General features: G+C 59.7%; 25 protein-coding genes. 16 read left to right on the forward strand and 9 right to left on the reverse strand.

From position 1 onward, the window contains the following. The first annotated feature begins 174 nt into the window (after positions 1–174). Complete coding sequence (locus tag EI291_RS22060; protein WP_125424460.1) at positions 175–1,557, forward strand: lipopolysaccharide biosynthesis protein; 1,383 nt, start codon at positions 175–177, stop codon at positions 1,555–1,557. Further along, positions 1,554–2,450 (forward strand): beta-1,6-N-acetylglucosaminyltransferase, encoded by an 897-nt coding sequence (locus EI291_RS22065; RefSeq protein WP_125424461.1) that lies wholly within the window; start codon positions 1,554–1,556, stop codon positions 2,448–2,450. Before EI291_RS22060 ends, EI291_RS22065 begins: the two co-directional genes overlap by 4 nt. 38 nt (positions 2,451–2,488) lie before the next feature. Here EI291_RS22065 and EI291_RS22070 read toward each other — a convergent pair whose 3' ends face one another. Then, positions 2,489–2,683: a hypothetical protein gene (locus EI291_RS22070; RefSeq protein WP_125424462.1), complete on the reverse strand. Its 195-nt coding sequence runs from the start codon at positions 2,681–2,683 to the stop codon at positions 2,489–2,491. 184 nt (positions 2,684–2,867) lie between these two features. Here EI291_RS22070 and EI291_RS22075 point away from each other — a divergent pair, with 184 nt between their 5' ends. The 5 genes from EI291_RS22075 (at position 2,868) to EI291_RS22090 (ending at position 8,174) form a co-directional block, all read left to right on the forward strand. Continuing rightward, positions 2,868–3,170: a winged helix-turn-helix transcriptional regulator gene (locus EI291_RS22075; RefSeq protein WP_240635638.1), complete on the forward strand. Its 303-nt coding sequence runs from the start codon at positions 2,868–2,870 to the stop codon at positions 3,168–3,170. 443 nt (positions 3,171–3,613) lie between these two features. Next, positions 3,614–3,709 (forward strand): DUF4113 domain-containing protein, encoded by a 96-nt coding sequence (locus tag EI291_RS23280; RefSeq protein ID WP_148103441.1) that lies wholly within the window; start codon positions 3,614–3,616, stop codon positions 3,707–3,709. Positions 3,710–4,041: 332 nt separating this feature from the next. Continuing rightward, positions 4,042–6,336: a hypothetical protein gene (locus EI291_RS22080; protein ID WP_125424464.1), complete on the forward strand. Its 2,295-nt coding sequence runs from the start codon at positions 4,042–4,044 to the stop codon at positions 6,334–6,336. Then, positions 6,337–6,789: a gliding motility-associated C-terminal domain-containing protein gene (locus EI291_RS22085; protein ID WP_125424465.1), complete on the forward strand. Its 453-nt coding sequence runs from the start codon at positions 6,337–6,339 to the stop codon at positions 6,787–6,789. It abuts the gene before it with no gap. 284 nt (positions 6,790–7,073) lie between these two features. Then, positions 7,074–8,174: an NHL repeat-containing protein gene (locus EI291_RS22090; RefSeq protein ID WP_125424466.1), complete on the forward strand. Its 1,101-nt coding sequence runs from the start codon at positions 7,074–7,076 to the stop codon at positions 8,172–8,174. 492 nt (positions 8,175–8,666) lie between these two features. On the opposite strand, the gene EI291_RS22095 is transcribed toward EI291_RS22090, so the two are convergent. Next, positions 8,667–9,023 carry a hypothetical protein gene (locus EI291_RS22095; RefSeq protein WP_125424467.1) on the reverse strand — a complete coding sequence of 119 codons (357 nt, stop codon included), beginning with the start codon at positions 9,021–9,023 and terminating at the stop codon, positions 8,667–8,669. A 4-nt stretch (positions 9,024–9,027) separates the two neighbouring features. Continuing rightward, entirely contained in the window at positions 9,028–9,612 is a 585-nt protein-coding gene (locus EI291_RS22100) for an RNA polymerase sigma factor (RefSeq protein WP_125424468.1), read from the reverse strand. A gap of 96 nt (positions 9,613–9,708) precedes the next feature. Here EI291_RS22100 and EI291_RS22105 point away from each other — a divergent pair, with 96 nt between their 5' ends. The 3 genes from EI291_RS22105 (at position 9,709) to EI291_RS22115 (ending at position 11,973) form a co-directional block, all read left to right on the forward strand. Continuing rightward, the gene (locus EI291_RS22105) at positions 9,709–10,053 is read left to right on the forward strand and encodes a DUF6249 domain-containing protein (protein ID WP_125424469.1); all 345 of its coding nucleotides are present in this window, start codon (positions 9,709–9,711) and stop codon (positions 10,051–10,053) included. A gap of 39 nt (positions 10,054–10,092) precedes the next feature. Continuing rightward, complete coding sequence (locus tag EI291_RS22110) at positions 10,093–11,052, forward strand: alpha/beta hydrolase family protein (RefSeq protein WP_125424470.1); 960 nt, start codon at positions 10,093–10,095, stop codon at positions 11,050–11,052. Between the two features lie 474 nt (positions 11,053–11,526). Then, positions 11,527–11,973 carry a hypothetical protein gene (locus EI291_RS22115; protein WP_148103442.1) on the forward strand — a complete coding sequence of 149 codons (447 nt, stop codon included), beginning with the start codon at positions 11,527–11,529 and terminating at the stop codon, positions 11,971–11,973. 211 nt (positions 11,974–12,184) lie between these two features. Here the strand turns inward: EI291_RS22115 and EI291_RS22120 are convergent, their stop codons facing one another. Beyond that, positions 12,185–12,748 (reverse strand): hypothetical protein, encoded by a 564-nt coding sequence (locus EI291_RS22120; protein WP_148103443.1) that lies wholly within the window; start codon positions 12,746–12,748, stop codon positions 12,185–12,187. A gap of 108 nt (positions 12,749–12,856) precedes the next feature. On the opposite strand from EI291_RS22120, the gene EI291_RS22125 reads away from it, so the two are divergent. Together EI291_RS22125 and EI291_RS22130 are read left to right on the forward strand one after the other, a co-directional pair. Continuing rightward, a complete protein-coding gene (locus EI291_RS22125; protein WP_125424473.1) occupies positions 12,857–13,087 on the forward strand; it encodes a helix-turn-helix domain-containing protein in 231 nt (76 codons plus the stop codon). A gap of 1,134 nt (positions 13,088–14,221) precedes the next feature. Beyond that, positions 14,222–15,214, forward strand: a complete 993-nt coding sequence (locus tag EI291_RS22130; protein ID WP_170172763.1) for a replication initiation protein — start codon at positions 14,222–14,224, stop codon at positions 15,212–15,214. 160 nt (positions 15,215–15,374) lie between these two features. On the opposite strand, the gene EI291_RS22135 is transcribed toward EI291_RS22130, so the two are convergent. The 3 genes from EI291_RS22135 to EI291_RS22650 all read right to left on the reverse strand — a co-directional run bounded on the left by EI291_RS22135 (position 15,375) and on the right by EI291_RS22650 (position 18,608). Further along, entirely contained in the window at positions 15,375–16,103 is a 729-nt protein-coding gene (locus EI291_RS22135; protein WP_125424475.1) for a hypothetical protein, read from the reverse strand. Between the two features lie 1,372 nt (positions 16,104–17,475). Beyond that, positions 17,476–17,640: a hypothetical protein gene (locus tag EI291_RS22975; protein ID WP_170172764.1), complete on the reverse strand. Its 165-nt coding sequence runs from the start codon at positions 17,638–17,640 to the stop codon at positions 17,476–17,478. A gap of 746 nt (positions 17,641–18,386) precedes the next feature. Further along, on the reverse strand, positions 18,387–18,608 hold the full coding sequence (locus tag EI291_RS22650) for a hypothetical protein (protein WP_148103444.1): 222 nt from the start codon (positions 18,606–18,608) through the stop codon (positions 18,387–18,389). A 619-nt stretch (positions 18,609–19,227) separates the two neighbouring features. On the opposite strand from EI291_RS22650, the gene EI291_RS22145 reads away from it, so the two are divergent. The 3 genes from EI291_RS22145 (at position 19,228) to EI291_RS22150 (ending at position 22,090) form a co-directional block, all read left to right on the forward strand. Further along, entirely contained in the window at positions 19,228–19,947 is a 720-nt protein-coding gene (locus EI291_RS22145; protein ID WP_125424476.1) for a BfmA/BtgA family mobilization protein, read from the forward strand. A 363-nt stretch (positions 19,948–20,310) separates the two neighbouring features. Beyond that, complete coding sequence (locus EI291_RS23285) at positions 20,311–20,436, forward strand: hypothetical protein (protein WP_240635639.1); 126 nt, start codon at positions 20,311–20,313, stop codon at positions 20,434–20,436. Positions 20,437–21,457: 1,021 nt separating this feature from the next. Continuing rightward, positions 21,458–22,090 (forward strand): MBL fold metallo-hydrolase, encoded by a 633-nt coding sequence (locus tag EI291_RS22150; protein WP_262697296.1) that lies wholly within the window; start codon positions 21,458–21,460, stop codon positions 22,088–22,090. Between the two features lie 161 nt (positions 22,091–22,251). Here the strand turns inward: EI291_RS22150 and EI291_RS22155 are convergent, their stop codons facing one another. After that, entirely contained in the window at positions 22,252–22,617 is a 366-nt protein-coding gene (locus EI291_RS22155) for a winged helix-turn-helix transcriptional regulator (RefSeq protein WP_125424477.1), read from the reverse strand. Between the two features lie 129 nt (positions 22,618–22,746). Between EI291_RS22155 and EI291_RS22160 the strand changes: the two genes are divergently transcribed. Beyond that, positions 22,747–23,421, forward strand: a complete 675-nt coding sequence (locus tag EI291_RS22160; protein WP_125424478.1) for a nitroreductase family protein — start codon at positions 22,747–22,749, stop codon at positions 23,419–23,421. A gap of 190 nt (positions 23,422–23,611) precedes the next feature. Here the strand turns inward: EI291_RS22160 and EI291_RS22165 are convergent, their stop codons facing one another. After that, entirely contained in the window at positions 23,612–25,882 is a 2,271-nt protein-coding gene (locus EI291_RS22165) for a DUF2309 domain-containing protein (RefSeq protein WP_125424479.1), read from the reverse strand. Positions 25,883–25,888 lie beyond the last annotated feature (6 nt).

Raw genomic sequence — 25,888 nt, forward strand, 5'->3', positions numbered from 1 at the left:
CCGGGCGGCGGGGCCGCTGCTGGTGCCCTTGTACTTCACCCTGATGCAGGTGGCCGTCTTCCAGGGCTTCTGGCGCTTTGTGCGCCGGGCCCAGCCCGCCGCCTGGGAAAAAGCCCAGCGCACCGCGCTGGCTACCGCCTGATTCACTCAAACTTGTACTACCCCTCACCGCTGATGCCCGGATTCCTGCTCCGCTGCCGCCCTTACCTGCGCAACCCGCAGCTGCTGTCGCTGGCCGGCAACCTCGCGGCCTCGGGCTTTACCGTGGCGTCGGTGGCGCTGCTGTTCCGGCTACTGCCCCCGGCCCAGCTCGGGGTCTGGGTGTTTTTTCTGGCCATGCAGGGCCTGATGGAGGCGTTTAGGTCGGGGTGGCTGACCACGGCCTTTATCCGGGCCTACGCCGGCGCGGCCCCGGCCCGGGCGGCCGAAGTGCAGGGGTCGGCTTGGATGCTGGCACTCGTTCTTACCGCCGGCCCCGGTCTGCTGGGGCTGCTGGCTGGTCAGTGGCCCGCCTGGAATGCTTCCCTGAGCCTCGGGCTGTTCCTGCGCTGGTTTCCGCTGCTGCTCGCCCTGACGCTGCCCTCGTTCATGGCCACCTGCACCCAGCAGGCCGGCCAGCGCTTCGACCGGCTGCTGGGCCTGCGCCTGCTGGGTCAGGTCGCGTTCCTGACCGGTATCGGTGGGCTGCTGCTGCTGGGGCGCGTGTCGCTCCCGGGGGTGGTGTACTGCCAGTTGGGCGCCGCCGCCCTGACCAGCGCCGTGGTGCTCGGGCGGGGCTGGGCGGGACTGTGCAGCCTGCGCCACGGCTCGGCGGCCGGCGTGCGGGAGCTGGCCCGCTTCGGCCGGTACAGCGTGGGCAGCTACATCGGCTCTTACCTGCTGCGCAGCTCCGATACCGTGCTCATTACTCTGCTGCTGGGCCCGGCCGCGCTGGCCGTCTACAACCTGGCGCAGCGCTTTCAAGAGCTCATTGAAATTCCGCTGCGCAGCGTTACGGCCACGGCCCTGCCGAGGCTGGCCGCCGCCGCCAACCGCCACGACCGGGCCGGCATGGCGGCGCTGCTGGAGCGGCAGGCCGGGCTGCTTACCTGGCTGCTGCTGCCCGTGGTGGTGGGCACGGTGCTGCTGGCCGAGGTGCCCATCTCCCTGATCGGGGGGCGGCAGTACCTGGGCACCGAGGCGGCGGGCGTGCTGCGACTCACCATCAGCATGGCCGTATTGCTGCCGCTCGACCGGTTTACGGGCCTGGCCCTCGACGTGCTGGGCCGCCCCCAGCTGAACCTGCTGAAAGTGCTGTTGATGCTGGCCGTGAACGTGGTTGGGGATTTGGTGGGCATTCACCTTACCCACAGCATCTACGGGGTCGCCCTCGCCAGTCTGCCCACCATTCTGGTTGGGTTTGTCTTTGGTTTCCGTCTGCTGCGGCGGGATCTGCCGGTGGAAGCCGGCGGCATGCTGCGCGTCGGGTGGCGAGCCGCCGGCCGCCGGCTTGCCCGCCTGGCGTCCGTGGTTTTCCGCCGCCCCAATCCGTCCACACCTGCGCTGCCCTTGCCATGAAAATTGCCCACCTGATCCTGGCCCACAAGAACTCCCGGCAGCTGGGCCGGCTGCTCGGCGCTCTGGCCCACCCTGATGTAACCTGCTACGTGCACCTGGACCGGAAAACGGATGCCGCGCCCTTTCTCTGGCTGGCTAACCGGTCCCGGGTGCACTTTACCCGCACCCGCAACGCCATTACCTGGGGCGGCTACAGCCAGACCCGTAACACGGTGGAGTGCCTCGGGGAAATCCTGACCCGCGACCCGGCCTGCGAGTTTATCAACGTGCTAAGTGGGCAGGATTACCCGCTAGCGCCGCCCGACCGGGCGCTGGCCTTCCTGGCCGGGCGGCGGGGCGAGTCGTTTCTGGCCACCGAGCCGCCCGGGGGGCCGTGGTGGCAGGCTAACCACGGCCGCCTGAGCCGCTACCACCTCACGGAGTACGCCTTTCCGGGCCGCTACCTGGTGCAGCAGGCCCTGAATGCCCTGCTGCCCGCCCGCCGGCTGCCGCTCGCCGGGCCGCTCTACGGCGGCCCCACCTGCAGCTGGTCGACCCTGGCCCGCCCGGCGGCCCGCTACCTGGTGGATTTTCTGGCGGACCACGCCGATCTGCGCCGCTTTGCCCACCTGACCTGGGGCTCCGATGAGTTTCTGCTGCCCACCGTGCTGCTGAACTCGCCGCTGGCCGCCACGGTCAGCAACGACAGCCTGCGCTACATCGACTGGCGGGCGGGCGGGGCCACGCCCAAGCTGCTGACCAGCGACGATTTGCCCGAGCTGCTGGGCTGCGGCAAGCTCTGGGCTCGTAAGTTCGACATCCACCACGATGCCACCGTGCTCGACTCCCTCGACGTGCTGGCATTGGGCCGGCCTCAGGAGCACAGCGCGGGGCCACCGCTTTTCTCGTCCTGATCAACGGACCTATCCCTTAGCGAGTGAGCAAGCTGGTGCTATTCGTCTTTCTTCTGAGGGGTGTTGCCTTCATCAGCAGTCTGGGACCCTTCTTGGAGCTGGCTTGCCCAACGTCTTTTGCTCTCGGCTATGAACAAGGATATTTCCCGCAGCTCATCCTCAGTGGGAGCCATAGATTGAATCAGGCCGGCATCTTCCAGCTCATCATCGTCGCTAAATCGTTTCCTGCGCATGATAAAAAATGGAGTTGGGTGATAGTGGGCTGCAAAAGCTGTTCAGTACCTAGCAATCAGCTCCTATCAAACTACTTGCATCCAGGTGGTTGTTCCTTGTTGATACGAAAATAAGCATACATAAATCCTCTACGATGGCCAGGCGCAACGGGCCGGTCGGGGCCGGCAGCTGGGGACGGCCCTAGTGCTGTACGGAAAATGGAAGATCCGTCTGTTGTGGTTTATTTATCAGGGCTTTCAACGGCCCAGCGAGCTGCGGCGCAAAATTCCGGGTGCCACCCGCCGGGTGCTGAATCTGCAGTTGAAGGAGCTGGAAAGCCACGAGCTGGTGACGAAGGTGATTTATCCGGTGCTGCCGCCGAAAGTGAAGTACTCCCTCACCGAGTTGGGCTACTCCCTCATTCCCGTCATTGGCGCAATCGGCCAGTGGGCGGACCAGCACGAGGAACGACTTCGGACGCTCATTGCAAAGAGCCTGGAGCCGTAGCAGTTATATAGTGCATGCCAGGGGCAGTGCAAAACGTAATTGATTACTGGAATTGGCGACACCTGCATCTACCCCATGACCCGGCAGACAAGCGCCCGGCGGTGGCTGATACATCCCTGTCAGTTCACCCGTGTGATGCCAGTACGTCAACAGACACAGCGCGTTTGACTTTCCTGATAGAACCCTAAAATACTCGCCCTGCTTCGAGGTAGCGTTTCTTTTAGACTTCCAGTGAAAGCGCCTGGCCCGCCCGCTCGCGTAACCTCCTAAGCCAAGGCCCAATAGCCAATAAAGCCCAGATTGATGTAATGCTACGGGGGGCGTACAGGGTAGCCAGCGTGTCTTCGAGCATGGGCCAGCCGACAGCCTTGGGCCAGCAACTGAGCCGGTGCGCCCCCGCAACCTTGATACCTGCCCCCGAAACCGGCCGCGCCCTATAGCTCATGCGCACCCTCTACATGCTCAACCGCCGACTCGGCCGCGGTACCGTACGTCCCGCCGCCTCTGGTACGGCCACCGGCCAGCCCGCGCTCTGGTAGGGCAAGGCCCAGTACAAAAGCCAGACGTTTACCACCCGACTGGAGGACATGTTCGTTGTATACTCACGGGGTGCCAGCTGCCGGAAAGGTCATCTGGACTGGTTTGTCCGGTAGTTCAGGTACCACTTTCAGGCCCTTAGGCTCAGCACAATGATCAGTCAGGTGGGCACCTGCTTGCGGTTTTTTCAACTGTTGCCAACTGCCCGCGTCATCTGCTTCAAGCCGCCGTGGTAGCGCCTCAGCCAGAAATCAGGTGCCAGACAAATCAGCAGCACATCTACTGGTTATCTTTGCCAGCTATCAGATTATGTGTCATCACCTCTGAATCATCGATGGTTCGATATTTCCTCTTTCTACTGTTTCTGCTGCTTATTATCCCTGCTGGGCTCCGCGCACAGGCTCCTCCGACATGGCAGCAGCTTTCCTCCATTACCCATGTAAATGGAGCCCGCAGCCGGATAACGGCCCAGGATGCGTATGATTGGCAGACTATCTATGTAGCCGGAGAGTTTGAGGGAACCATTCAGTTGGGGGGTACCCAATTGACCAGTGCCGGGGGAGTGGATGGGTTCGTTGCCCGCTGGGATCTGTTTTCGAATTCTTTTACCTGGGCGGCCCGATTTGGGGGAGTGGGCACTGAGCAGGTGGCCGACTTCGAGGTAAATGGTACCCAGGCCTACATAGTCGGCTCCTTCCGTAGTCCTACCGCCGCTTTCGGCAATCAGTCCCTTGCCCTGACTGGCACGGGGGGCAAGTCCGATGGATTCGTTGTATCGTTGGATGAAGTTGACCGGACTCCCTACTTCGCATGGGCGCAATCGGTGCAAGGACCCGAGGAGGAACGCCTCACCAGCATCTACGTCAATGGGCGCCTTCTGGTAGTAGGGGGGGAATTCTCCAGCGCGACGGCAACGCTCGGCACGTTCAGCCTGACCAACACGGGTGTCGTCGGGAGCCGGGAAGGAATAGTGGCCCTGCTCGACGACAATTCCGTAGCCGGAAGCTTTCGGTGGGTGCAGGCTGTTACGGGACCCGGCGATGAAAGCGTAACCGCCGTTACCCTACAACCCCGGGGACTGTACTTCGCGGGAGAGTTTACCAGCTCCCAATGTTTGGTGAACAACCGCTCCCTGACCCATTCGAGCCCCGGCGCGGGACGTGACCTGTTCATGGGGGCCGTAGCCTTGTCGGGTATTACCATAACCCCTACCTGGGCCTACGCCGTAGGCGGCCCCGGCGATGATCAGGCAAGTAGTATTACTGTCTTCAACGGGCTGGCTCTGACGGGCTCATTCCGGGGCCAAAACATCCGGTTCGGCCCCCTGACGCTGACCAACACGGACCCATCGGGCCTCACCTCGGACGCCTTCCTGGTAAAAGCAAGTGATGATGGGGTGGGGGCCACGTTTGCCTGGGCCTTGAAAGCGGGGGGCGCCGGCAATGACCGGGGCCGGCGAATACTGCGGTCAAACACCCTGTATTGGGTGGGAGATTTTGAGGGTATCGCCACCATCGGCCCGCACCGCCTGACCAGTGCGGGTGCCACCGATGCCTTCATCACCAAAGTGGAGGAGCTCGGCTCGTCAGCCGCCCCGGCGTGGGCGCAGCGGGCGGGTGGGCCCGGTGCCGACGAAGCTTGCGCAGTGCTTCCCGGTTTCCAGGAACGGTTCTACATGGGGGGTAGTGCTACCCCGCCGGCGCAGTTCAGCGCCCTTACTTTATCTGGTTCCAGCTCGGCTCCGGTCGGCTACCTGGCGGTTTTGTTTGATATCCCGTCCCTGCGGGTAAGCATTACCGGCGATACGCTGGTGTGCACCGGGAGCCAGGTACAGCTAACGGCCCAAGCCTCCCCTACGGTGCAGAGCTACCGCTGGAGTACGGGTGCCACCACTCCTTCCATAACTGTCTCGCAGCCCGGCGTATACTCCGTTACCGTAACGTTTAACTCTGGTGAAACCCGTACGGCCCAGCACACGGTGACATCCGCAGCCCCTGTCATCCGGGTAACCGGTGACACCGTGTTGTGCAGCGGTTCCACCGGTCAGCTGCAGGCCACTGCTGCGGGCGCCACCGCCTGGCGGTGGAATACGGGCGCTACCACCGCTACGCTATCCATGTTCCAGCCGGGTACCTATACCGTTACCGCCCAATTCGGCAGTGGCTGCACCCGTACCCAACAAGTACTAGTCCGGCCTGCCTCTCTGACCATTACGGGGCCCGACGCTCTGTGTGCCGGTGCCCCGGCCCTGCTGACGGCCGTAGCCCCCGGCGCTACTGCTTACCGCTGGAATACGGGCGCTACCACCGCGTCTCTGCCCATCACCCAGCCCGGCTCGTACTCCGTCGAGGCCCTGTTTCCTTCCGGGTGCCGGCTTACGGCCTCCTACCAGGTAAGCGTACCAGCTGCTCGCATTGCGGGGGATTCCGTTGGGTGTGCCGGTCAGCCAGTGCGCCTGCGAGCAACGCAACGCGGCGCCACCGCATATCTGTGGAATACGGGCGCTGCTGATTCCGTTCTCACCGTCAGCCAGTCAGGTACTTACTCCGTGCTGGTTACGTATGGCAGAGGCTGTCAGCAGTCTGCCCGCCACCTTGTACGTATTCTGCCCACTCTTCCGATCCTGTAGTTGGGCGCCGATACTACTGCGTGTGCCGGCACCGATGTGCTGCTTCGGCCCTCATTGCCGGCCCGGTTGCTGCCTGCTCCCGTTACGTACCGCTGGTCAACGGGGGCTACCACCTCCACGCTGCGCGTGCAGCAGGCTGGTACGTACTCTCTGCAGGTAATTACCCGTTGTGGGGTGCAGACCGCCAGCCGCCAGGTGACGTTTACTCCCTGCCTAACCGTCCCAAACATCATCACGCCTGACGGTGATGGCTACAATGACGAATTTAAGGTTGACGGACTGCAGGGGGCCTGGACGCTCTGTCTGTTCAACCGTTGGGGGCGGAAGGTGTACGAGACGGTCGCATACCGCAACGATTGGGGGAGGGATGCTGCGCCTGGGATATATTACTATCAACTTTCTCAATCAGCCGCCGGCGCCGTCTACCGGGGCTGGCTCACGGTTATTCGGTAGGTCCAGCCCTGATGGCGGAGTACTGCCCCAGGGCTTCCGGCCATGCTGCCCGCCAGTACGCATAGGCTGCACATAGCTGGTTGATTTCTACTCGGTAGATCAGAGAGCTATTCTGAATAGCAGAATGGCTACCCGCTCGGGTGGCTGTTCCGTCCGGCTGGTATATACCTTTCCCAGCGCGTACGCTTGTACTCTGTTGAGCCTACCCAATAGCTGTCATACCCCTTACTGGTCGCTGAATCATTCTCTTGGCCTGTTGCCATACCCGCTACCTGTCCACCACCATGAAATTTGCCTTTTCTATCTATTGCTTTGCGCTGTTGCTTTGGTGTCATTCCGCGCTGGCGCAGCCGACCATCCCCGCTGATCGGGCTGCGCAAGTCATTTCCCCCACAGTTGTTACGGTTGCCGGTACGGCCAAGCAGGCCGGCAGCGCCGACGGCTTCGGGCCTGCTGCTCGCTTTAGCCGGCCCATGGGTATTGCCCTGGCCCCGGACGGCACGCTCTACGTGGCCGACACCAACAACCACACGATTCGCCGAATCACCCCGGCCGGTATGGTAACCACCTTCGCCGGGACGGCGGGGGCTCAGGGCAGCGCCGACGGCGTCGGGGCGGCTGCCCGGTTCAACTCCCCGGTCGGTCTCGCTTTGGACGCTCAGGGGGTGCTGTACGTCACCGACGCGGAAAACCAGACCATCCGAAAAATCACGCCGGCGGGCGTGGTCACTACGTTAGCTGGTAGAGTAGGCACGAAAGGAAATGCCGACGGACCCGGGGAGCAGGCCCGCTTCCATTACCCGCACGGCATTGCCGTAACGGCCAGCGGGATTATCTACGTAACCGACACCGACAACCACACCATCCGACGCATTACAGCTATTGGAGAGGTAACCACGGTAGCCGGTACCGCCGGTAAGAAAGGTGCGGCAGACGGGGTGGGAGCGGCGGCGCGCTTCTTTCGTCCCTCGGGCCTGGCTGTCAACGCGGCGGGCACCCTCTTCGTGGTCGACAACGGCAATCATACCATCCGCACCATTTCCGTGTCCGGTGACGTGCGTACGCTGGCCGGCGTGGCCGGCAAGGCTGGCTGCACCGATGGCTCGGGGACTGCCGCACGCTTCGATTGGCCTAACGGTATTGCCCTGGATGCGGCCGGCACCTTGTACGTGGCCGATAACGTCAATTCTACCGTGCGCCGCCTCACCCTCACTGGCGAAACCACCACCCTGGCGGGCAGCCCCCGCAGTTGGGGCAGCCAGGACGGCAGCGGCCCGGAGGCCCGGTTCGAGTTTCCCTTCGGGGTAGCCCTTACCGCCGATGGCACCACGCTCTATGTAACGGACACCAAAAACCAGTTGATTCGCCGCATTTCGCTGAACTAAGCCGACAGCAGCGGTAATTTGAGCTTGCGCCCTTCAGTGTATTTGCCAACCATGTCCCTCTCCCGACTCTCGCAAATGCTCCCTCCGCTCGCCAACTTCTGTTGATCTACTCTGCACCACCTCAGCTTGCCCGGCAAATTTTCCCAAACTTGAACGCCGCTACGGGTCCATTTTAGCCGCTTATTCGTGCTATGGAGCAAGCTACCCCGCTTATTGTTTTCTGTGATTATACCCACTTCTTAACCCGGTGCACAATCCGCTTCCCGTCCCCTCGAAGCCAAACGCTCGGCAATCCTGGGTGAGATGCCCTGGTTAGTCCACCAAAAAGGTGGTAAAGGCCTGAAAAGATACGGCTTACTGGGACATTTCGGCTGCCAGAAGCGCAACGGGGCCAACCTCCGCCTAATGCCCGGAACTATTAACCGAACGCCACCCCACCGGATATCACGTCCTGAGCATGAGTCTCAAACTCAGCCAGCGCGTCCGCAGTTACTACTTTCTCATTGAATTTACCGGCGACGAAAGCCCCAGGGTCGGCAGCTGCTTCCAGTGATGTTCCAGCAGCCAGAGTACCCCACCCGTGCCCAGTACCACCGCTACCGAGCAGGTGACCGGCACGACGGACACCCGGAAAGGCAGCAGACACACCGCCAGCGCCAGCAGGCCGGCCAGTACCAGCAGAATTGCGCGGCCCACCCACATACCGGCCTGGTAGGGCGGAGCGGGGGGCGTAGCGTAGCGGGCAACCACCTGTTGGGTAAGCATAGTGGCAAACTCGGGGGAGGGCTCGTCCAGGCCGTGGGCATGCAGGAGCTCTTTGAGTGGATCGGAGGGCGGCAGTGGGCTCATGGGGCTAGAGGAGGTGCTTGAATTCGGTGGGGAGCAGGTCGGTCAGAGCCTGCTCCAGCTGCTTGCGGCTGCGCAGCAGCTGCATCTTAACGGCCGAGGTTTTCTTGTCCAGGATAACGCAGAGCTCGGCGATACTCTGCTCGCCCAAATAATGCAGGGTGAGTACCAGCGCATCTTCCGGGGGCAGGCGGGCCAGCGCGAGCGTGAGGTACTTGCGCTGGTCGGCCCGACGTACGGCCTCCCAGCCATCCGCGGTGGCCGTTGGCTCCATCACCGGGTCAGCCTCCGGCGGTAGGTCAACCAGCGGCGGGCGGCTGCGCTTCTTGGACAGGGCCGTGTTGTAGACAATGCGGTAGAGCCAGGTGGAGAATTTGGCGGCCCGCCTGAATTCGCTGAGGCCGGTAAAGGCTTTCAAGAACGCGTCCTGCACCACCTCCTCGGCATCCTGCCGGTTGCCCACCACGCGCAGCGCCACCGTGTAGGCCAGGGCCTGGTGGCGGCGCACGAGCTGGCTGAGGGCCTGGGCCTGGCCCTGGGCCGCCTGGCGCAGCAGCCGGTCGTCGGCGGAAGGAGGGGAGAAGAAATCCATGCGAAGGCTTAGACGCCGATTGTCCCGGTCTGGTCACACCATGTGACCGAACCCGGGCCACCCGCGTCTAAGCGCAAACCTCTTCTGCTTTTGCTCATGGATACTGTTTTTGCTGCGGCAATTCCCATCACCATCAGCCTGACCCTGGCCGGGTTTGGCATTGCATACTACTACCTGACGACCCGATCCCGGGAGCGCCTGGCCCTGATTGAGAAGGGGCTGCCGCTCACGGGGCTGCAATCTAGGAGCTATCTGCCGTTGCTGCTCCTGCTTGGCGTGCTCAGCGTGGGCATTGCCGCCGGCATCGTGGCCGGCGCGGGGCTTACCCGGCTCGTGGGCAACCAGAGCTACGTGTACCCGGCCACCATCTTCCTGTTCGCCGGCCTCAGCCTGGTGGTGGCGTACTACCTGCTCCGGTCCGTGACCACTCCCCGCCCTTAACCACGCTTCCTCCCTCAGCTACTTCTCCGGATCAGCAATATGATACACACTACTCCGCGTCCCACCGCCGAACGCACCCAGTATGTCTGGCTGCTGGCCGTGGTTGCTGTGCTGCTGGCCGCTGCCCGTTCGGGAGCCGCCCAGTCAACGGACATCCGCACTGAGCAAATCAGCTTTACCAGTGCCGGCGTTACCCTGGCCGGCTCGCTGGTAACTCCCCCTCATCCCGTTGCCGCGGTAGTCATCGTGCACGGGTCGGGGCAGGAAAAGCGGCAGTTGGAGCTGGCGCTGCGCCTGGCTCGGCGGGGCATTGCGACCCTCACTTACGACAAGCGCGGGGTGGGCGAGTCGGGCGGGGTGTACGCGGGGCCAGAAGTCGGGACCAACAACGTGGATGCCGCCAACCTCAGCCTGCTGGCCGCCGATGCCAGCGCCGCCAGCGCCACCCTGGCCGCCCGGCTGCCGGCCCTGCGCGGCCGGGTGGGTTTGCTGGGGGCCAGCCAGGCCGGCTGGGTGATTCCCCTGGCCGCGCAGAAGAGCCCGATAGTGCGGTTTATGGTGATTTTCAGCGGGCCCGTCGTGAGCGTGCGGGAGCAGCTGCGGTTCCAGTTCTTTACGGCCGGCAATGAACAGTTCTGGGACACGCACACCGAAGCCGAAGCCCGCCGGCATCTGCTCCATGACTCTGACCGTTACCAGTTTGAGGATACGGATGCGCAGGTAGTGCTGAGTATGCTGGGTATACCCGGCCTCTGGCTGTATGGCGGGCGTGATATTCAGGCCCCGGCAGGCATTTCGATGGAACACCTTGATTCCCTCCGCGCGCAGGGTAAACGCTACCAGTACCGCCTGTACCCGGTATTGGGCCACAATACGATGTTTGCTTCCTCACCCGAACCCGTTGAGGATGCTATCCGCTGGATGGAAGCATTTGCGCACTCCGATGGGAAATCGACAAAGCACAAGCAGGTGGCAGATTTCAAGACAGTGGGGAAATAAATGCTTGCTTGTTGCTCCGCTGATTCAGCCAGTCGTTGTTAAGTCGGTCTAGCTGAGCCGGACACTGTTGGGATGTTGTTTGTAGATGGCGTGCGAAGTGGTCAGGTGAATGGTTACCGAGGTCAGAGCAGACAAGGCAGTGGCCGGTTTGAGACGTATCCCCTGCAGGACCGGAAAAACCAGCGCAATCGAGCAGTTTGATACCAGGCCGGCTTCAGCAGGACTTGACTTAGGCGTGATAGTATCACCTGCTCCGCCGGCTTGTGTTTTGGGCCGCGCGGTACCGGGTCACGGGCCTGCATCCACGGCTGCTCACGGCCGAAAAATTCCGTTATCTTTAACCAGGGCCCTACTTACCCCTGCCCGAGTGTATACTCCTGCGCACTTGCCCGGGTGCCGAAAGTTCGGTCGGCGTTCAGAATGCGTCTTACCTCAGTCCGTCATCCCAATCAGATGAGTACCGGTCCGCTCGCAATGCCACCGCATCTTCGACAAGCTCAGTTGGCGCTGGAAGCCACGGGCATTCCCCTGGAGGCGGGCCGGCGGGCCCTAGCCTTGGCAAATCAGCTGTATCACCAGATACCCCAGGTCAGTCAGGCCGACTCGCTGCGGCGGGAGCGCAACCGGCTGCAGGATGAGATGGAAAGCCTTGGCAGCCAGCTGCAGCAGCAGCGGGCCACTAATCGTCAGCTCGCGGAAGAATTAGCCGCGGCACGACAGCTGCCGAAAGAACACCAGCAGAAGGCGTATCGCCTGCGCAAACAGTTGCGCGCGATGCTGCAGGTACTTGAGCATCCCCAGGCCAAGGAGCGAACGAAGCTGGCGCGGGTAGAACAACTCATCAGGGCTGCGCTGGATACCTCGGCTTTGGAGTTCGACACGTTGTACGATGATGAGCATCCCCCCGCGGAACCGCAGTAGCTGCCCGCTTTCCTCCGTAGCCAGTCAGCGCACCCGGCCGGTAGAGTAAGTCGTGCTGAGGCGGCCGGTGCCGGGTGTTTCCCAGGATTTGGCCATGAGCTATCCAAGGCCGTAATAGGCGGCAACAGCCGCCGGGCGTCTGCCGGTCACCCGGGAATAACAACACTTTATGCTGAACAGTAGAGAACGGGCTGGCAACTCACCAGGCACGTTACGCAGTGCCTGATGCGTTCCGCAGGCAATCCAGTGCCTGTACCCGTGCAAGCAGCGTAGCGCGTGCCTGGTCCGGGTCCTCGCCGTTCTCCTCATGCGGGTCGGAAATTCTGGTCCAGTAGAAGTTTTCTGCCTCGGCGTGGTGCCGGACCAGCCCCGCAACCAGCGCGTAGACGGCCGGGCCGCAAGCGTACGGATCGGCCTCGAGTTCGGCCAGCGCGCGCAGAATCTCATCCGGGCAGTTCATCGGCTGCCGTCTGAAGTAAAACTGGCGCGGATCGGACTCCGACCGGGCCTGGAAATCAGACGGTAGGGATTCCAGGTGCTGCGTCAGGCGGTCCACCTCACTGGTATCAATGCAGGCCGTGTCCGGCCCCACCCACAGGTCGGGTTGCAGAGTCTGGAACGCGTTGATCCACGTTATTTTCCGCATGGGAAGGAACCTGCTGCCCAAAGCTTGCCGGGCGTTGTCCCTGGCCTGGGATACCTGGCCGGGTGTCGCTTGCGCAAACGGGATGCGCTCGGCACCGGGTGTTGGGAGATGAGAATAAGTAAGGGGCATAAACCTGTGAACGGAAAAGGGTGCGGAGGGGCGCAAGATAGCGGAAAATCTACGTTTGTAATCATATGTGACTATAAGGCGGGCGATTTTTAGGACCAGCTTGCCAAGGTGAAAAACGAGGAGGTTTTAAAGGCCTTTGGCCAGCACCTGCGGCAATTGCGCGAGGCGCGAGGATGGAGCCAGCAGGCGTTGGCCGATGTGGCTGATGTGTCCAAGCCAACCATCTACCGGCTGGAGACGGCCCGCTACTCCGTGACGCTCGACGTACTGGCTTCTCTGGCCCAGGGGCTGGAAATCTCCCTCAGCGAGCTCATGCAGTTTTCCGTGCCGCCGCGCTAAGCTTGTCCTGCTCAGCACTACCTACCTTTCCCATACTGCTGCTCTACTACCAGACGCGTGGTCATGACCTTTTCGTCCAGATAATCCCTGTGGAGTTGCAAGCACCTTGTCCTCGGGCTGAAGCAGGTAGTTGCAGAACGCAATCCACACCGGACCAGGTGCCGGCAATAGCTGGCAAGTGTGCTGGGCTGGCCCCCGTTTCCGTAGGTGTACTACTCAGTATGGTAAGCTCGGCTTATTCGTTACTGATCCCGCACAGCCACTTAGGTGAGCCAGCGGTCAGAGAGTGGCCTCACCAGTCACCACCGCAAGCCGGGAAGGGTCAATAAGCGCAAAGAGGCGTTCCAGCGGAATAAAACCGGAATAGCGTAGTTTACCTTACTGAAACGTAGTCATTAGTGCATACGGAAAGCCGCTTCCGTATACCCTGGACTGTCCTGTCACCGCTCTTCGAGGGGCCATGTATCCAGCGAAATGAAAAAGACAACCAAAAAACGTCTGCTGCTCGTACGCTCTACGGGAAAAATGGCTGCGACCCCGCGTTCATATGTTCCCTTCCGACACCCCGTATTTGACTCAGAGGAGGAGTATGATTTATCCGTTGCGAGCGTCGTAGCCCGGATAACCAGCGGGCAGGTAACGGCCCGTACGCCTGATCAATAGCGTTCTATCACCTTGGCCTACGTCGGGACGACGGGCTCACCAGAGTCGATCTGAGAAAAAAATATGTACGCACATGGTTCGACCAGTGCGCGAAGCTGCATTCGCGCGGTCTGGCGGATCCGGTTGATGAACGACTTCTGAAAGCCTTCCTAAAAAAAAATCGAGTCAAGTTGTTTTGAGTTTTTGAAGTGTTTAAAGGCTTTTTATCTATTTGAGGGAGGTGTAACATTATGAATAACAGTCGCCTATGTCGATTTAAGCCGGAAAATATGGCGTACTACAGCGGAAAAAAAGGCGTCAAGAGCGGAAGAAAAGGCGCGACCAGCGGAAGAAAAGGCGTCAACACCGGAAAAAAAGGCGTTAAGAGCGGAAGAACTCGGAAGTCTTCCGTATTATGCGCCATATTTTCCGGTTATGGCCAGCAACACACTGCTCACTCGCGTTAATGAAGTTGCATTTCTGAGCAACGAAGTGATCCGCTCTCCGCTTGCTCTCAGCAATGTAGAGGCGCGTATTTTCGCGCTGGCCCTGGGATGTCTTCACCAGAAGCAGGACTCGCTCGAGTTCACCATTCACTTTCAGGATATCACGCCCAGCGGCCGCCGTGGCGGCAGTGCCTACGCGGAGCTGATGGAAGCGCAAACCAAGCTTACGCAGCCTCTGATGATGACCAGAGGCAAGTCCGGTCGGCGGCAACGTGATGCCATCAGCATGTTCGCCATTCTGAGTTTGAACGAAGGCTCCCGTCAGATCACGGGACAGTTCAATCCCCTGCTACGGGAGCATCTGCTGAACCTGGCCGGGCGCTTTACCACCGTTGAGTTGCAGTCTCTACTCTCGTTCAAAAGCGCCCACACCCAGCGGCTGTTTTGGATTCTGCGCAGCTACCACAACCAGACCTGGGAAGAGCCACTGGCCTTCGAGACCCTACGGGAGTGGCTGTTCGGGGAGGATTCAGAGCAGTACCGGAACTGGACGGATTTCAACCGCTACGTACTCAAGCCCGCAATGGCAGAGTTTCTGGAAATTGGCTGGCAGGTAGAGATGCGAGTCCAGAAACAGGGCCGACGGGTAGAGGCGTTGATTTTCAAGATGACCAGTACGCTGGAGCCCGACACGGACTCTGCCGTTCGTCCGGCGAAGCGTACGCTCACGCTGACGGAGATTGCCAGGTACCGGGAGGAGCTGGCCGCAATCTATACAGAGCTTCCGGCCCTGTATGACCGCCTACGGCTGGACTTTGAACTGAAGGAGTACCAGGCACGGGAAGTGGTCAGCAACGTGCGGGATATGACGGCTTACACGCTGGTGACGAAAGTACTCTACGACGTGCGCATAGCGCTGGTGAACCCCAATAACATCAAGTCAGTAGCTGCTTACACACTCAGTCAGATCAAATCTGTTCTGCCAGTTTACCAGACACTGGCTGAGATGGTTGGCAGTACGGAGAGTAAACCTGCTTAGCCTCACGAGCACATAGTGAGATAACAGTAGCCGCTGACGTGAACTTGCCCGTGGTACATGAACTTTCACCAGTTAGCTTATTCTCAGCGTTTAATTGCTTATCTGTTCTCTAATGACATTACTGTGGTAGGCGTTGCGTTGCATTCGCACACAAAATGCCTTACTGGTTGGAGTTTCTTTTCAACCGGGCATCCGCTCTGGCCTTCTTCGCCATTGTTTGGAGCATTATATCGTTTATAACGTCAGGGTGGGGCTCACCCATGGCATCGGCCAGACCCCTGAGTGAGTTTATGGACAGTCGGCCGGGGTCTTTCTTGGCTTTCGTAAGCGTTTCTGCACCGATGCGCATAGAACGGCACAACTCACGCACCGTGAAGCCAAATTTACCATTGCCCCGCGGGTGGCGTTTGATAATAGCATGAAAAGTGCGGTTGCGCGAAGCTCTATGTTTGAGGAGTTGTTGCAGTGATTGTGGTGTCCCGTCAGCCAGTAGTATGGTGGCCGTTTCCAGCTCTGCTTCCGCTATAGAGCCGCTGACTTCAGGGCCGGCTAACGACGAGGGTAATTCGTTTTCACTCTGAGGCGCAGCTACAATGTCCTCTCCCAGCAAACCAGGTAGATATGGAAGGTGCTGGGTAGAGGCCGCCAGTTGTTGAGCCAGCGTGGTAAGGGCCTGCCAGTCGAAGGATACCTCCCTGCCGTTCACCAGAATGTCAGATTGTAATTCCCGGAGTGCATCACTCCAGGTCGGACAGCTTAAGTTCGGGAACCGCAACAGAAGTCGCGCATGAGCGTCCGTGAAAGCCCGCACCACCAGATGCGAGGAAGCGTCAGCAAACCGTAAGGGGCGGTAACCAGGGCAAGGGTTGATTTCTGGATCAGGGGTCATGCTAAGGAAGAATAGAGAATACTCCCGCACAACCTGTCACCACCTCTATTGTGGGGGATAAGATAGAGTGTGAAGCGACACGGGAGCCGTTGAACTTTCTAGATGCAAACATGCTATAGTATATTTAATAAATCATGTTAATTGTAACAGGTAAGGTATATTAATCAGGCACTGGACATTCCGACACGTGTGCTTATAGTAGCCGATTCTGCCCCCCGCCTGAAACAGATTGCCCAAAAGATTAAGCAATTGCAGTTGGACAGAGGGTATTCTTCCTACGAGGTTTGCATTTGAACACGGCTTGCCCCGCGTCGGGTATGGTCGTCACGAACAAGGCAGCAACCTTACTATGAAGAGCCTGTTGCGGTTGCTGAATATTCATCAACTGACCTTGGCGGACTTCTTTGCCGATATGCGGTAGTCCCAGACGACTTTGCTTTCAACGCACCGAGTTCAGGAAAGCATCCTTCGCCGCTGATGATGTAAGATGGGTCATCAACTGAACGCGGTGGCTATATTAGGCCGGATGGTTTGAGGTTATGTTGTTTAGGTTTCGGCGTCAATACGTTTGCCGGAATTGGCAGATAAGCGCGGAGCAGTTACGTTGTTAATTCTAGTGGCCAAACAGGTGTCGACGCTTTACCAGGCATCAGCTAGGTTGCGGAAACGGCCCCTCTATCTGGGTTCGATCTTTTAGGTTTTAAGCCGCAACCAGAGACTTCTTACCTGAACATTATCCCGTTATTTGACGGATGCGAGTTGTCCGGGATACTCGAGTTACCACGTAATAGAGTGGAGGTCAAGCAACATGGCCAGTACGAATTTGTGGTGCCGGTCAGAATGCAAGCTACCCAGAAAAGCACAGCTCGAGCCAACTATACGTATAGTTCCCCGCGGCCTGATGGTAGGTGGTAAAGTGAGGAAGGGGCGAAAGCATACCGGGTAGTCGGGGCAGGTGGAGCGTACCGGGTACAACGGGGACAGCGTGGTTTTGGTGGGAGGCAAAAAACGCCGGCGTCGGGAAAATCTGGAGGCAAGTGTTTGGCCGGGGTCTGGTAGTTATAGCATGAAGCACAGACGACAGCCGGCGACAAAACCAGGAGGCAGGCAAACAGCAGCAGACCCGTAGAATCCGACCAGCGCAGAATCCAAAGCCAAGCCAAAATGTAGTGGGTGGAAAAAGTAGGGTGGCCGCAAAATCCGGGGGTAGCCGAAAAGTCGGTGTAGTTCAAAAACGAGATGAGCTGAAAAATCCGCCAGCCCCGAAAATGGCGGGCGACGAAAATTCGGCCGGCCGCAAAATCCGGGATGAGCCGAAAAAGTGGGTAGCCCCGATAATGGGCGGGCGGTGAAAATTCCGTTAAGGCCAGAATTACGAGGGCAGCCACGACTCCGGATAGCGGGGAGCGAGCAGCTGGGCAAAATTGAAGGGAGCGTGAACCAGACAGTCAGCGCGGGTGAGCTGGTAAGTGCGGGTAAGCTGGGAGTTGCTACCGGGAGAAGAAGCCCGCTTCGAGTAACAGTCGGGGAGGGACAAGTCGGGTTTTTCGGAAGGGACGCCTGGAGCAGGTTCGCTAATTTTTGGGAGCCGTGAACAAGATGGGGCGGCGTACTTTTTGGCAGGGAAGGGCTCTGCTCCAGGCTGACGATTTTCGATGAGGTGCAGCAACCGGAGCCGGACGAAAATCACACGACCAGCAGTTTGGCGGAAGTTAGGAATTCGGGAAGTCGGGCGGGTTGAGAGGAGCAGAAGATTTCGAGCGGAGGCAATTTCTGCCGGTATTAATCAGCAGGCCAAGGGACAAAATCTGGAGGAGGACAGTTACAGCAGGTCCGGGATTTTGTGAGCATCGTGTCAGAAGGAATTGACTGAAAATTGGGGCCGCGCAAAATGGGCCAGCTCATAAAATTGGTCAGTGGCCAGTCAGCGGCTCGGGCGGAAAACCGGGATAGCCGCCATGGAGCAGTTGGGCGAAAATTGAAGCCTGGGTACAGAACAGACTCGCAGGAAAATGAGGCGAGGTGGTAAAGTCAGCGTCGGGAAAATCGGAGCTACCTGGTCAGCGGAGTAACAGCAAAATCCATGGGCTAGGCTAAACCGGGCAGCCTCTGAAAATTGGGTAGCCGGCACAAAGCAGCGGGCTGCAAAAGTGGCGGGAGCAGCAACATCAGCTTAAGTGCTCAGAGCCGGGACTTGCGTAAAGGTGGGCAGTCGCCTGAATGTGGAAAGTGTGACTGGAGCCGTTTCAGAAATTGCCGGGGTAGGCGTAGTCGGCCGGTAGCTCAGGTGGGCACGGTGGCAACGAAAGCCGCTATAATGGGTAGCATCAGAATGGACGGATGCAGTAGAGCCGTCAGCCGCAACAGGAGCCAGAGCAGTAGTGGGGAGTATACCAGGTTAGCGGGTGAAGCGCGCAGAGAGCCAGTAGCAAAAAAGGGGGAGGAGGCCAGCTGGGAGAAACTTCTGGAGTTGGCAGAATCATCAGACCCGGTTAGTAGCAGCATAGGCTGAAACTGGGGCAGGGTAGCAATCAGTCAGTCGGGAAAAGTCGCTTAGGTCCCCGGATGCAACAGGAGTGAAAATGAAGCCCGCCACAGATTCGGAGTAGCTGCTGAGTGATGCTGCGGGCTCAGTGGGCGCGAAGTGTTACAAGGCCCGGCAGAGAGGTAGCTGGGTGCCGGCAGATACGAAGGGGCCGGCGGTAACAGTGGACGCCAGGGTAGCATAGTGCGGCTCCGGATTGCTCATAGTGTAGAGTAACATAGCCCCTAAGCCATAGCTTCTAACCTAGCCCGTAGCATAGCCTCTAAGTTCAGGTGCCACGCCATAGGTTGGGGACGACATATGTTTTTAAAACACGGCCCATAGCAGTAGTTAGCAAGAGGAGTACCTGAAATCATCACTACCGCGCTGATAATCAGGGACAAACAGAGTTTGTCTGTAAATAACAATTGCTACCGCATTGATAGTCAGTAGTAATACAGTAAATTTTAATTAAAAAACTTGCTGTGTAGAGAAGCTCAATTAGTAGTAGTTACGGATAATTGTAAACGTAATTTACTAACTAATTGAATTACAGCATATATAAAGTAAATAATAATCGTCTTTTTCGCCTACTCCTTTATGGAAAGACCCAAACGAAAAGCAGGCCGCCCGCGTGAACAAAGCGTGGCTGAAACGCAGAGCACGCTGCTTCGCATAACATCGGATACTGACCGTATTCTAGCCCAGCAAGCCAAGAAGCTCAAGATGAGCAAAGGCAAATATGCCAGCGCGGCCATCGCCTATTTTGCCGAGAACGGACTCGACCCGACGAAGGCGGCGGCGCAGAGTTTTGCCCACGTCACCAAGACGGTGGCGCAGGAGGCACGCTCGATTCGGGTGCAGAACGTGGACATTGGCAACCGACTGATTGCGATAATTCGCACCTTCGAGAAATCGCTCTACGGGTTCATGCAGCAGCAGCAGGGTGGGTCGCTCAACTACCTGGAGCAGATTGAAAGCGGCATACTCCGGCACCAGGTCGCCCTTGAAACCAACTACCTCATGCCGCTGGTCGAGATGCTGGTGCAGACCAATGTGGAAGCCAATACCGGGCGCACGATTGGCGAGCATACCAACCTGGCCGTCACGAGAAAAAATGACTCGGATTGGGCGGCTCTCAATAAGGCTTTCAATGAGGACCGCGACCAGAAGGTGGTCGTGAAGATGCGTGAGTTCATCAAAAACCATAATGTGCCCGTGCCAACGCTGGCCCCCAAACCCGCAGTGCCGGCAGTTCCCCCGAAAGCTCCCGTAGCTCCGGCAGCCGCAATGCCGGAAGCAGATTCAACTCCGAAATAGGACCACACGCCCCAGCTGTTTCCAACCGAACTGCACCAAAAAGTGCGCGTGACCGGCAAGGTAAAACAGCGTGTTGTGCCCGTGCAGCTGATGGAGCAACTGGGGATACAGCGGCAACTTTTCGGCCTGACGACTTTGATGTAATCGGGGTTATCAGGCCGTTCTTATCTCCACTCCGTCTCCGATTTATTCGCCACCTGTCATAGTAGTCAATCCGAAAAAATGACGAGCGAAAAGTATACGATAGCAATGGCAAGCTCTCAGCGGTACATCGATTATCTGGCCAAAGAAGTAAAGGTAACATAAGGTAATGCTGCGTTTTTTTGAACTCCTGACACCGAGCATAAGACAGCCGCCGAGGTGGTGGCCGAGATTGATAGCAACGTGAAAGGCACAGGAAAACACTACCCCGAGTTTCACTCGCCGGTACTGGGTCCGAGTCAGGATGAGTTGCTGCTGATCGGTAATAATGCGATGGCGTTGGAGTAGTACACCCGTAGCGTGGCGGACTTGTGCGTCATAAAAATCAAACTGAAAAACGTACGGGAGTTGGCGAGCAGAACCTCGCATGGGCGGCCATTATTCAATAGAACGCAAGGGCTGCGGCATCGACCAGAGCGTGCATGATGAAAAGAAGGACGGGCTGGAAATTCGAACTTGATTGATGATACCTGTCTGCGACGCCGAACAGAAATTCACATCATTCCGCTGGGCCGGCCTTAAGCCCACACCCATATGTAAGAGCAGTTTGGCTAGGCGGTGCTGCTGGGAATGGCGACTAAAACGCCGACCTGCTTGGAACACGTAGTCGAGAAAGTGGAGGAGATTACAAGCAAGTCTACTCCTAACCGCGGGGGTGGGGGTAAAGCCGCTTACCCCGGAGCAGATGGCCGCTAAGGATGCCCACTCTGATGTGCAGATAGCCCAGTTAAATTCCAAGCTTATTGCTCACGAACAACTCGCTCCTGCCCGGGTGAAAGACATTGCAAAAATGCGGAAGTACGATAGTATGTTCTACAACCGACTGGGTCGAATGGAGCAAAACGCCGTGAAAGGGAGATATACCTCAGAGCCCTGTTCCCACCTCACAGCTGGTGGGATTGCACAGATATCAGAGCTACAGATCGGGCAGAGTTCGGATCTAAGCAATTCGCATCGATTGAAATTTCTTGACGCGGACGTGATACGGTCATGAGGCAGACTCTACCCGTATACGCTATACCCGCAGCCTGACAAGTAGCAGTACGGGCCACCGACTAACACCGGGGAGTAGCAGCGGGTCGGACAGTTTATACTGTGCGGCCAACAAGGTATTTCTCACCGGGTAAGTCAATTCACTCTTACCAGTTTCTCAACGCTTCACCTCATGAAACGCTCCTTCCTGATTACAGCTACACTGGCAGCACTTACCCTGCAAACCCAAGCCCAGACGGCACCCACTCGGACCGCCGCCGACCAGATTACCACGGCCTAGGGCCCGCTTACCGTGTAACCCATTACCCACGGCAGCGTGGTGCTGAGCTGGAGCGGGAAAACGATTTACGTAGACACCTATGGCGGAGCGGCCGCGTACGAAGGACTGACTGCGCCCGACGTGGTGTTAATAACGGACATCCACCCGGATCATATGGATCCGAAAACGCTTTCGGGCCTCAATACCAGCAATGCGGTGTTCCTGGTACCCGCGGCCGTGGCCCAGCAATTGCCGGCCGAATATAAAGGTCGGGTGCGCATTCTAAGTAACGGTCAGCAGCTGGACACGCTGGGCTTGCGCGTGATGGCCGTGCCGATGTACAACCTGCCGGAAACGCCGGACTCCCGGCACCCGAAAGGCCGGGGCAACGGGTACGTGCTCACGCTCGGCGGCAAAAACGTGTACCTGTCCGGGGATACCGAAGACACGCGCGAGATGCGGGCGCTGCGTAACATCGACGTGGCCTTCGTGTGCATGAACCTGCCCTATACCATGGACGTGCAGCAGGCGGCGCAGGGGGTGCTGGCCTTCAAGCCGGGGATTGTGTATCCTTACCATTACCGCGGTGAGAACGGGCTCAGCGACGTAGCCGCGTTTCAAAAGATGGTGCAGGCCAAGAACAAGAAAACCGACGTTCGACTGCGCAACTGGTACCCGGCTGCTAACTAAGTGCCCGTCGCTGCCAGCACGGAGTTAGCGGGTTACAGTAGGCAGTGTTTGAGCAATAGTTCTGTTTCAGTATGCAGAGCACTCACTTCCTTTAGTAGGTGCTCTGTTTTAGTTGGTAGGGCTCGGGCGAAACAACCCAAATCCAAATGGGAGCAGTCAGCTTACTCGCCGGCCTGCATCATGCGGGCGCGGTGGGCCAGGCCCCATTCCGCCAGGCTATCGGTCAGGGCGGTAAGGGAGCGGCCGGTTTCAGTGAGGCTGTAGGTGACCGTCAGGGGTTTGCTGGTGGCAACGTGGCGCACGATGAGCCCGTTGGTTTCCAGGTCCTGCAGCTCCCGGCTCAACACTTTGCCGGAAATGCCCGTTACCTCGCGCAGCAGGGCCGAGTAGCGCATGGGCTGGTGACACAGCCGGGCGATGATGCTGAGCTTCCACTTGCCACTCAGGATGTCCAGCGTGTCATCAATGGCGCGCATCCGCAAAGTACACTCGGGCGAGAGGGCGTGGTCGGTTGCGGCTGTCGGCATAGGATAGTGGTTACTTAAATGTCACCAAAGGGACGTGCATGTCCCGGTTACCTTTTGTCCCAAAGGTACGACTTGTCAGCAGGTGCTTTTACCTTTGCTCCGAATTTGTTTCTGAACACACCTGTACCCATGTCCTTACTCGAAGACCTGAAGTGGCGCTACGCCACCAAAAAAATGAATGGCGAGCGTATCCCCGCCGAAAAGCTGAACTACATCCTGGAAGCCGCCCGTCTGGCCCCTTCCTCGTCGGGCCTGCAACCTTATAAGGTGATTGTCATTTCGGACCGGGCGCTGCTGGCCAAGATCCGAGAGGTGGCCTTTAACCAGAGCCAAGTGACGGACTGCTCGCACCTGCTGGTGTTTGCGGCCTGGGACGGCTACAATGAGGAGCGCATCACGCGCGTGTTCAACTACACAATGGACCAGCGCGGCCTGCCTTATCAGACTATGGCCGATTACAAGCAGAATCTGCTGGCCATGTACGAGCCCCTGGGCCAGGAGTGGCACGCCCACCACGCATCCAAGCAGAGCTACATTGCCTTTGCCATGGCCATTGCCGCCGCCGCCGAACAGCGCGTGGACGCGACGCCCATCGAAGGCTTCAACGCCGAGCAGCTGGACGAGCTGCTGCAGCTGAAGGGCAGCGGTTACCGCAGCACGGTGCTGCTGCCGCTGGGCTACCGACAGGAGTCGGAAGACTGGCTGGTAAACATGAAGAAGGTACGCACGCCGCTGGAGGATTTTGCAAGCGAGCTGACGCTGGCCGATCTGACGGGCGCTGCGGATAAGGCTCCGACGGAGTGATCTAGCAGCCGTACCTGATCTACAAACAAGTGCCCCGTACTCGTCTGTTGCCCGGCTGATTAAGCCGGTGGCAGGCGGTTACGGGGCACTGTTGCGTGGTAGACTCTCCGAAATTACCAATCCAGGTAGGAGGGCAGGCTTTTGGGTGGAATCAACCAAGCGGAGCGGGCAATAGGTGGGTGAAGGCGGGCTACGCCACTGCTTCTGCAGTGACTGGGTGAGGGGTGAGGGGGGCGGGCTGCCACGCCAGGTCGCGGGTGAGCAGGTAGGGGGTGTTGGTTTCCGGGTCGAGGCAGGCCAGCTGCACCCAGCCATTGCCGAAGAGTTTCTGCAGCACCGGCTGGGTGCTGATGATGTCCTTCAGCCGCGGGCGGGGGGCGTAGACTACCGTCAGCAGGCGCTGGGGCTGGTGGTATGCCTGGTCGTCGGTGGCGTACACGGATTGCAGCGGCAGGCCCGTCATCAGGTCGCTGGCGTTGCCCTGCATGATGCCGATTTTGCCAGTGATGTTCTGGGTTACCTTGCTACCCCCGCCGTAGGCCACGTTATCCAGCGTCGAAAACAGATACTGCGTGTTGATCCACTCGGCCACCACCATGGGCGCGGTCAGAATGGTCGTCAGGGCGCTGCCCGTCGGGTCCTGGGTGTAATCATAGGAGTGCAGGAACGCGCGCCCTTCCAGGTTCCGGTTCGCCGTCAGATCCCGCGGCCCGACGATAAAGGCAGCGTTGCGGGCCAGCCCCCATTCCGGCCGTACCTGGGCCCAGTCCTGGGCCCGCAGCCAGGTGTTGCGCGCCTCCTGGCCGGGGCGGGCCGTTTGCTGCATCCGGCCCAGCCGCTCGCGGCTGGTAGCCTGCCGGGCCTTGGCCAGATCCTGCGTCAGCGCTTCAAGCGCGGCCGACGGGGAATCCGCAAAGAGCGTGACCTCGTCGGTGGTGGTATTGTGCTCGGCCGCCACAAACCGGGTAGCCTCCGGAATTACGATGCCGTTGTGGTACAAATGCTCCCGGACGGCGGGGGTGTTCAGGATGCCGGCCAGAATGCGGGCGTTGGGCGCGCCGTGCCGGCCGCCGCAGGCCCCGCAGTCGAGCGCCGTGGCGTAGGCGTTGTTCTGGGTGGTGCTGCCGTGCCCGCAGAACACCACCAGCGGCGCAAAATGATCGGTCAGGCCCATCAGCCGCAACGCCCCTTCGGCGTAGGCGCACTGATCGGCCAGCGGCAGGGGACTCAGGGACGGCGTTTTGGCAACGGGTTTACGCACTGCCTGCGCGGCGCGGCGCTTGAGCCCGGCGGCCAGGCCGGGGGCCAGGCTGCGCAGGCCCATCCACGTGCCGGTAGCCAGCCCCAGGCCTTCCACCAGTGCAAACGGGGTGGTAAACGTGTATTTCACGGACTGGTACAGCTGCTTGAGGGTGGTGAGGCGGCCGTACCCGCGGCGGTCCTGCTCCTGTTCGGCCGGGCCGCAGCAGGGGGCTTCCGTAACGGTGTGCTTGGGGGCGAGCAGCACGGGGCAGGAGGCGTACGATTCGCCCGTCACCGCGTCGGCAATCTGCACCGGCACCCCAAAAAAGCCGGCAAAGCCCAGCGTCTGGTAATTCCCCGTGGCTTCCAGGGCCCGGCGAAAGGCTTCCGACCGGACGTCGATGCAGAAGACCACCTGCGCGGCCGCAGCGCGGGGAGCCTGCACGGGCTGGGCGGCCAGCTGCGCCAATAGCGGCTGCTGGAACGCGCGTTCGGCCTGCAGCAGCTGCTCGAGGGCGGCGGGTTGGGCCCGCTCCTGCGCCAGCGCCTGCCGGTGCCAGGCAAGCAGGGCCGCGGCTTCCGGCCACAGCAATCGGGTAATCACAAGCCGCAGGGCCAGGTAGTCGGCCTGGGTTACCGGGTGCGGGTGGTGGGCGTCCAGGCCCGCCCAGTCGGTGCGGTAGCGGACAAAGGCGGCCCAGCCCGGCAGCGTGGTCAGCAGCAGGGTCATAAACTGCTGGCGCTCAGCCCGGGCAATGTCGAGCTGAAACAGGCAGTCACCAATTGCCTGGTGCGGGTTTTCGGGCAGATTGGTCAGCCAGGCTACGCGCTGGGCGTCGTGCTGGTGCAGGGCGGCATCGTGCACGGCCAGCTGCCGCCAGGCGGCGTACAGGCCCTGGTGGCGCAGCGGCATGGGCAGGGTGGCCTGCCCGTCGTCGAAAAATACCTGCAGCCACTTAATGGTTTGCCGGTTAACGGCCTCCAGCGGCCCGGGCAGCGTGGCCCGCTGAAAGTAGGCGCGGCCCAGGGGCAGGGCTTCCTCCACCGGCAGATCCTCCAGACCCTGCAGGGGGTTAACGGCAATCAGGTTTTTCAGGGGCCAGAAGGGCGCAATGGTGGCGAAGCTGCGCGTAACCTGTTCGGCTACGCCGGCAGTGGTGCCGAGCTCAACCGGCGGTTTGCTTTTACGCGCGGGCTTGGTTTTAACGGCTGTTTCCATGGCGGG

This window comes from Hymenobacter rigui, assembly GCF_003944715.1.
Taxonomy (GTDB): domain Bacteria; phylum Bacteroidota; class Bacteroidia; order Cytophagales; family Hymenobacteraceae; genus Hymenobacter; species Hymenobacter rigui.

What these genes read in the sequence shown, in the direction of transcription:
- EI291_RS22145 (WP_125424476.1), top strand. Translation starts at nt 19,228, where the DNA reads ATGGAAAGACCCAAACGAAAAGCAGGCCGCCCGCGTGAACAAAGCGTG.
- EI291_RS22155 (WP_125424477.1), bottom strand. Translation starts at nt 22,617, where the DNA reads ATGCCGACAGCCGCAACCGACCACGCCCTCTCGCCCGAGTGTACTTTG.
- EI291_RS22100 (WP_125424468.1), bottom strand. Translation starts at nt 9,612, where the DNA reads ATGGATTTCTTCTCCCCTCCTTCCGCCGACGACCGGCTGCTGCGCCAG.
- EI291_RS22105 (WP_125424469.1), top strand. Translation starts at nt 9,709, where the DNA reads ATGGATACTGTTTTTGCTGCGGCAATTCCCATCACCATCAGCCTGACC.
- EI291_RS22080 (WP_125424464.1), top strand. Translation starts at nt 4,042, where the DNA reads ATGGTTCGATATTTCCTCTTTCTACTGTTTCTGCTGCTTATTATCCCT.
- EI291_RS22650 (WP_148103444.1), bottom strand. Translation starts at nt 18,608, where the DNA reads ATGCTGCTACTAACCGGGTCTGATGATTCTGCCAACTCCAGAAGTTTC.
- EI291_RS22135 (WP_125424475.1), bottom strand. Translation starts at nt 16,103, where the DNA reads ATGACCCCTGATCCAGAAATCAACCCTTGCCCTGGTTACCGCCCCTTA.
- EI291_RS22065 (WP_125424461.1), top strand. Translation starts at nt 1,554, where the DNA reads ATGAAAATTGCCCACCTGATCCTGGCCCACAAGAACTCCCGGCAGCTG.
- EI291_RS23280 (WP_148103441.1), top strand. Translation starts at nt 3,614, where the DNA reads ATGCGCACCCTCTACATGCTCAACCGCCGACTCGGCCGCGGTACCGTA.
- EI291_RS22070 (WP_125424462.1), bottom strand. Translation starts at nt 2,683, where the DNA reads ATGCGCAGGAAACGATTTAGCGACGATGATGAGCTGGAAGATGCCGGC.
- EI291_RS22160 (WP_125424478.1), top strand. Translation starts at nt 22,747, where the DNA reads ATGTCCTTACTCGAAGACCTGAAGTGGCGCTACGCCACCAAAAAAATG.
- EI291_RS22165 (WP_125424479.1), bottom strand. Translation starts at nt 25,882, where the DNA reads ATGGAAACAGCCGTTAAAACCAAGCCCGCGCGTAAAAGCAAACCGCCG.
- EI291_RS22110 (WP_125424470.1), top strand. Translation starts at nt 10,093, where the DNA reads ATGATACACACTACTCCGCGTCCCACCGCCGAACGCACCCAGTATGTC.
- EI291_RS22115 (WP_148103442.1), top strand. Translation starts at nt 11,527, where the DNA reads ATGCCACCGCATCTTCGACAAGCTCAGTTGGCGCTGGAAGCCACGGGC.
- EI291_RS22095 (WP_125424467.1), bottom strand. Translation starts at nt 9,023, where the DNA reads ATGAGCCCACTGCCGCCCTCCGATCCACTCAAAGAGCTCCTGCATGCC.
- EI291_RS22060 (WP_125424460.1), top strand. Translation starts at nt 175, where the DNA reads ATGCCCGGATTCCTGCTCCGCTGCCGCCCTTACCTGCGCAACCCGCAG.
- EI291_RS22090 (WP_125424466.1), top strand. Translation starts at nt 7,074, where the DNA reads ATGAAATTTGCCTTTTCTATCTATTGCTTTGCGCTGTTGCTTTGGTGT.
- EI291_RS22120 (WP_148103443.1), bottom strand. Translation starts at nt 12,748, where the DNA reads ATGCCCCTTACTTATTCTCATCTCCCAACACCCGGTGCCGAGCGCATC.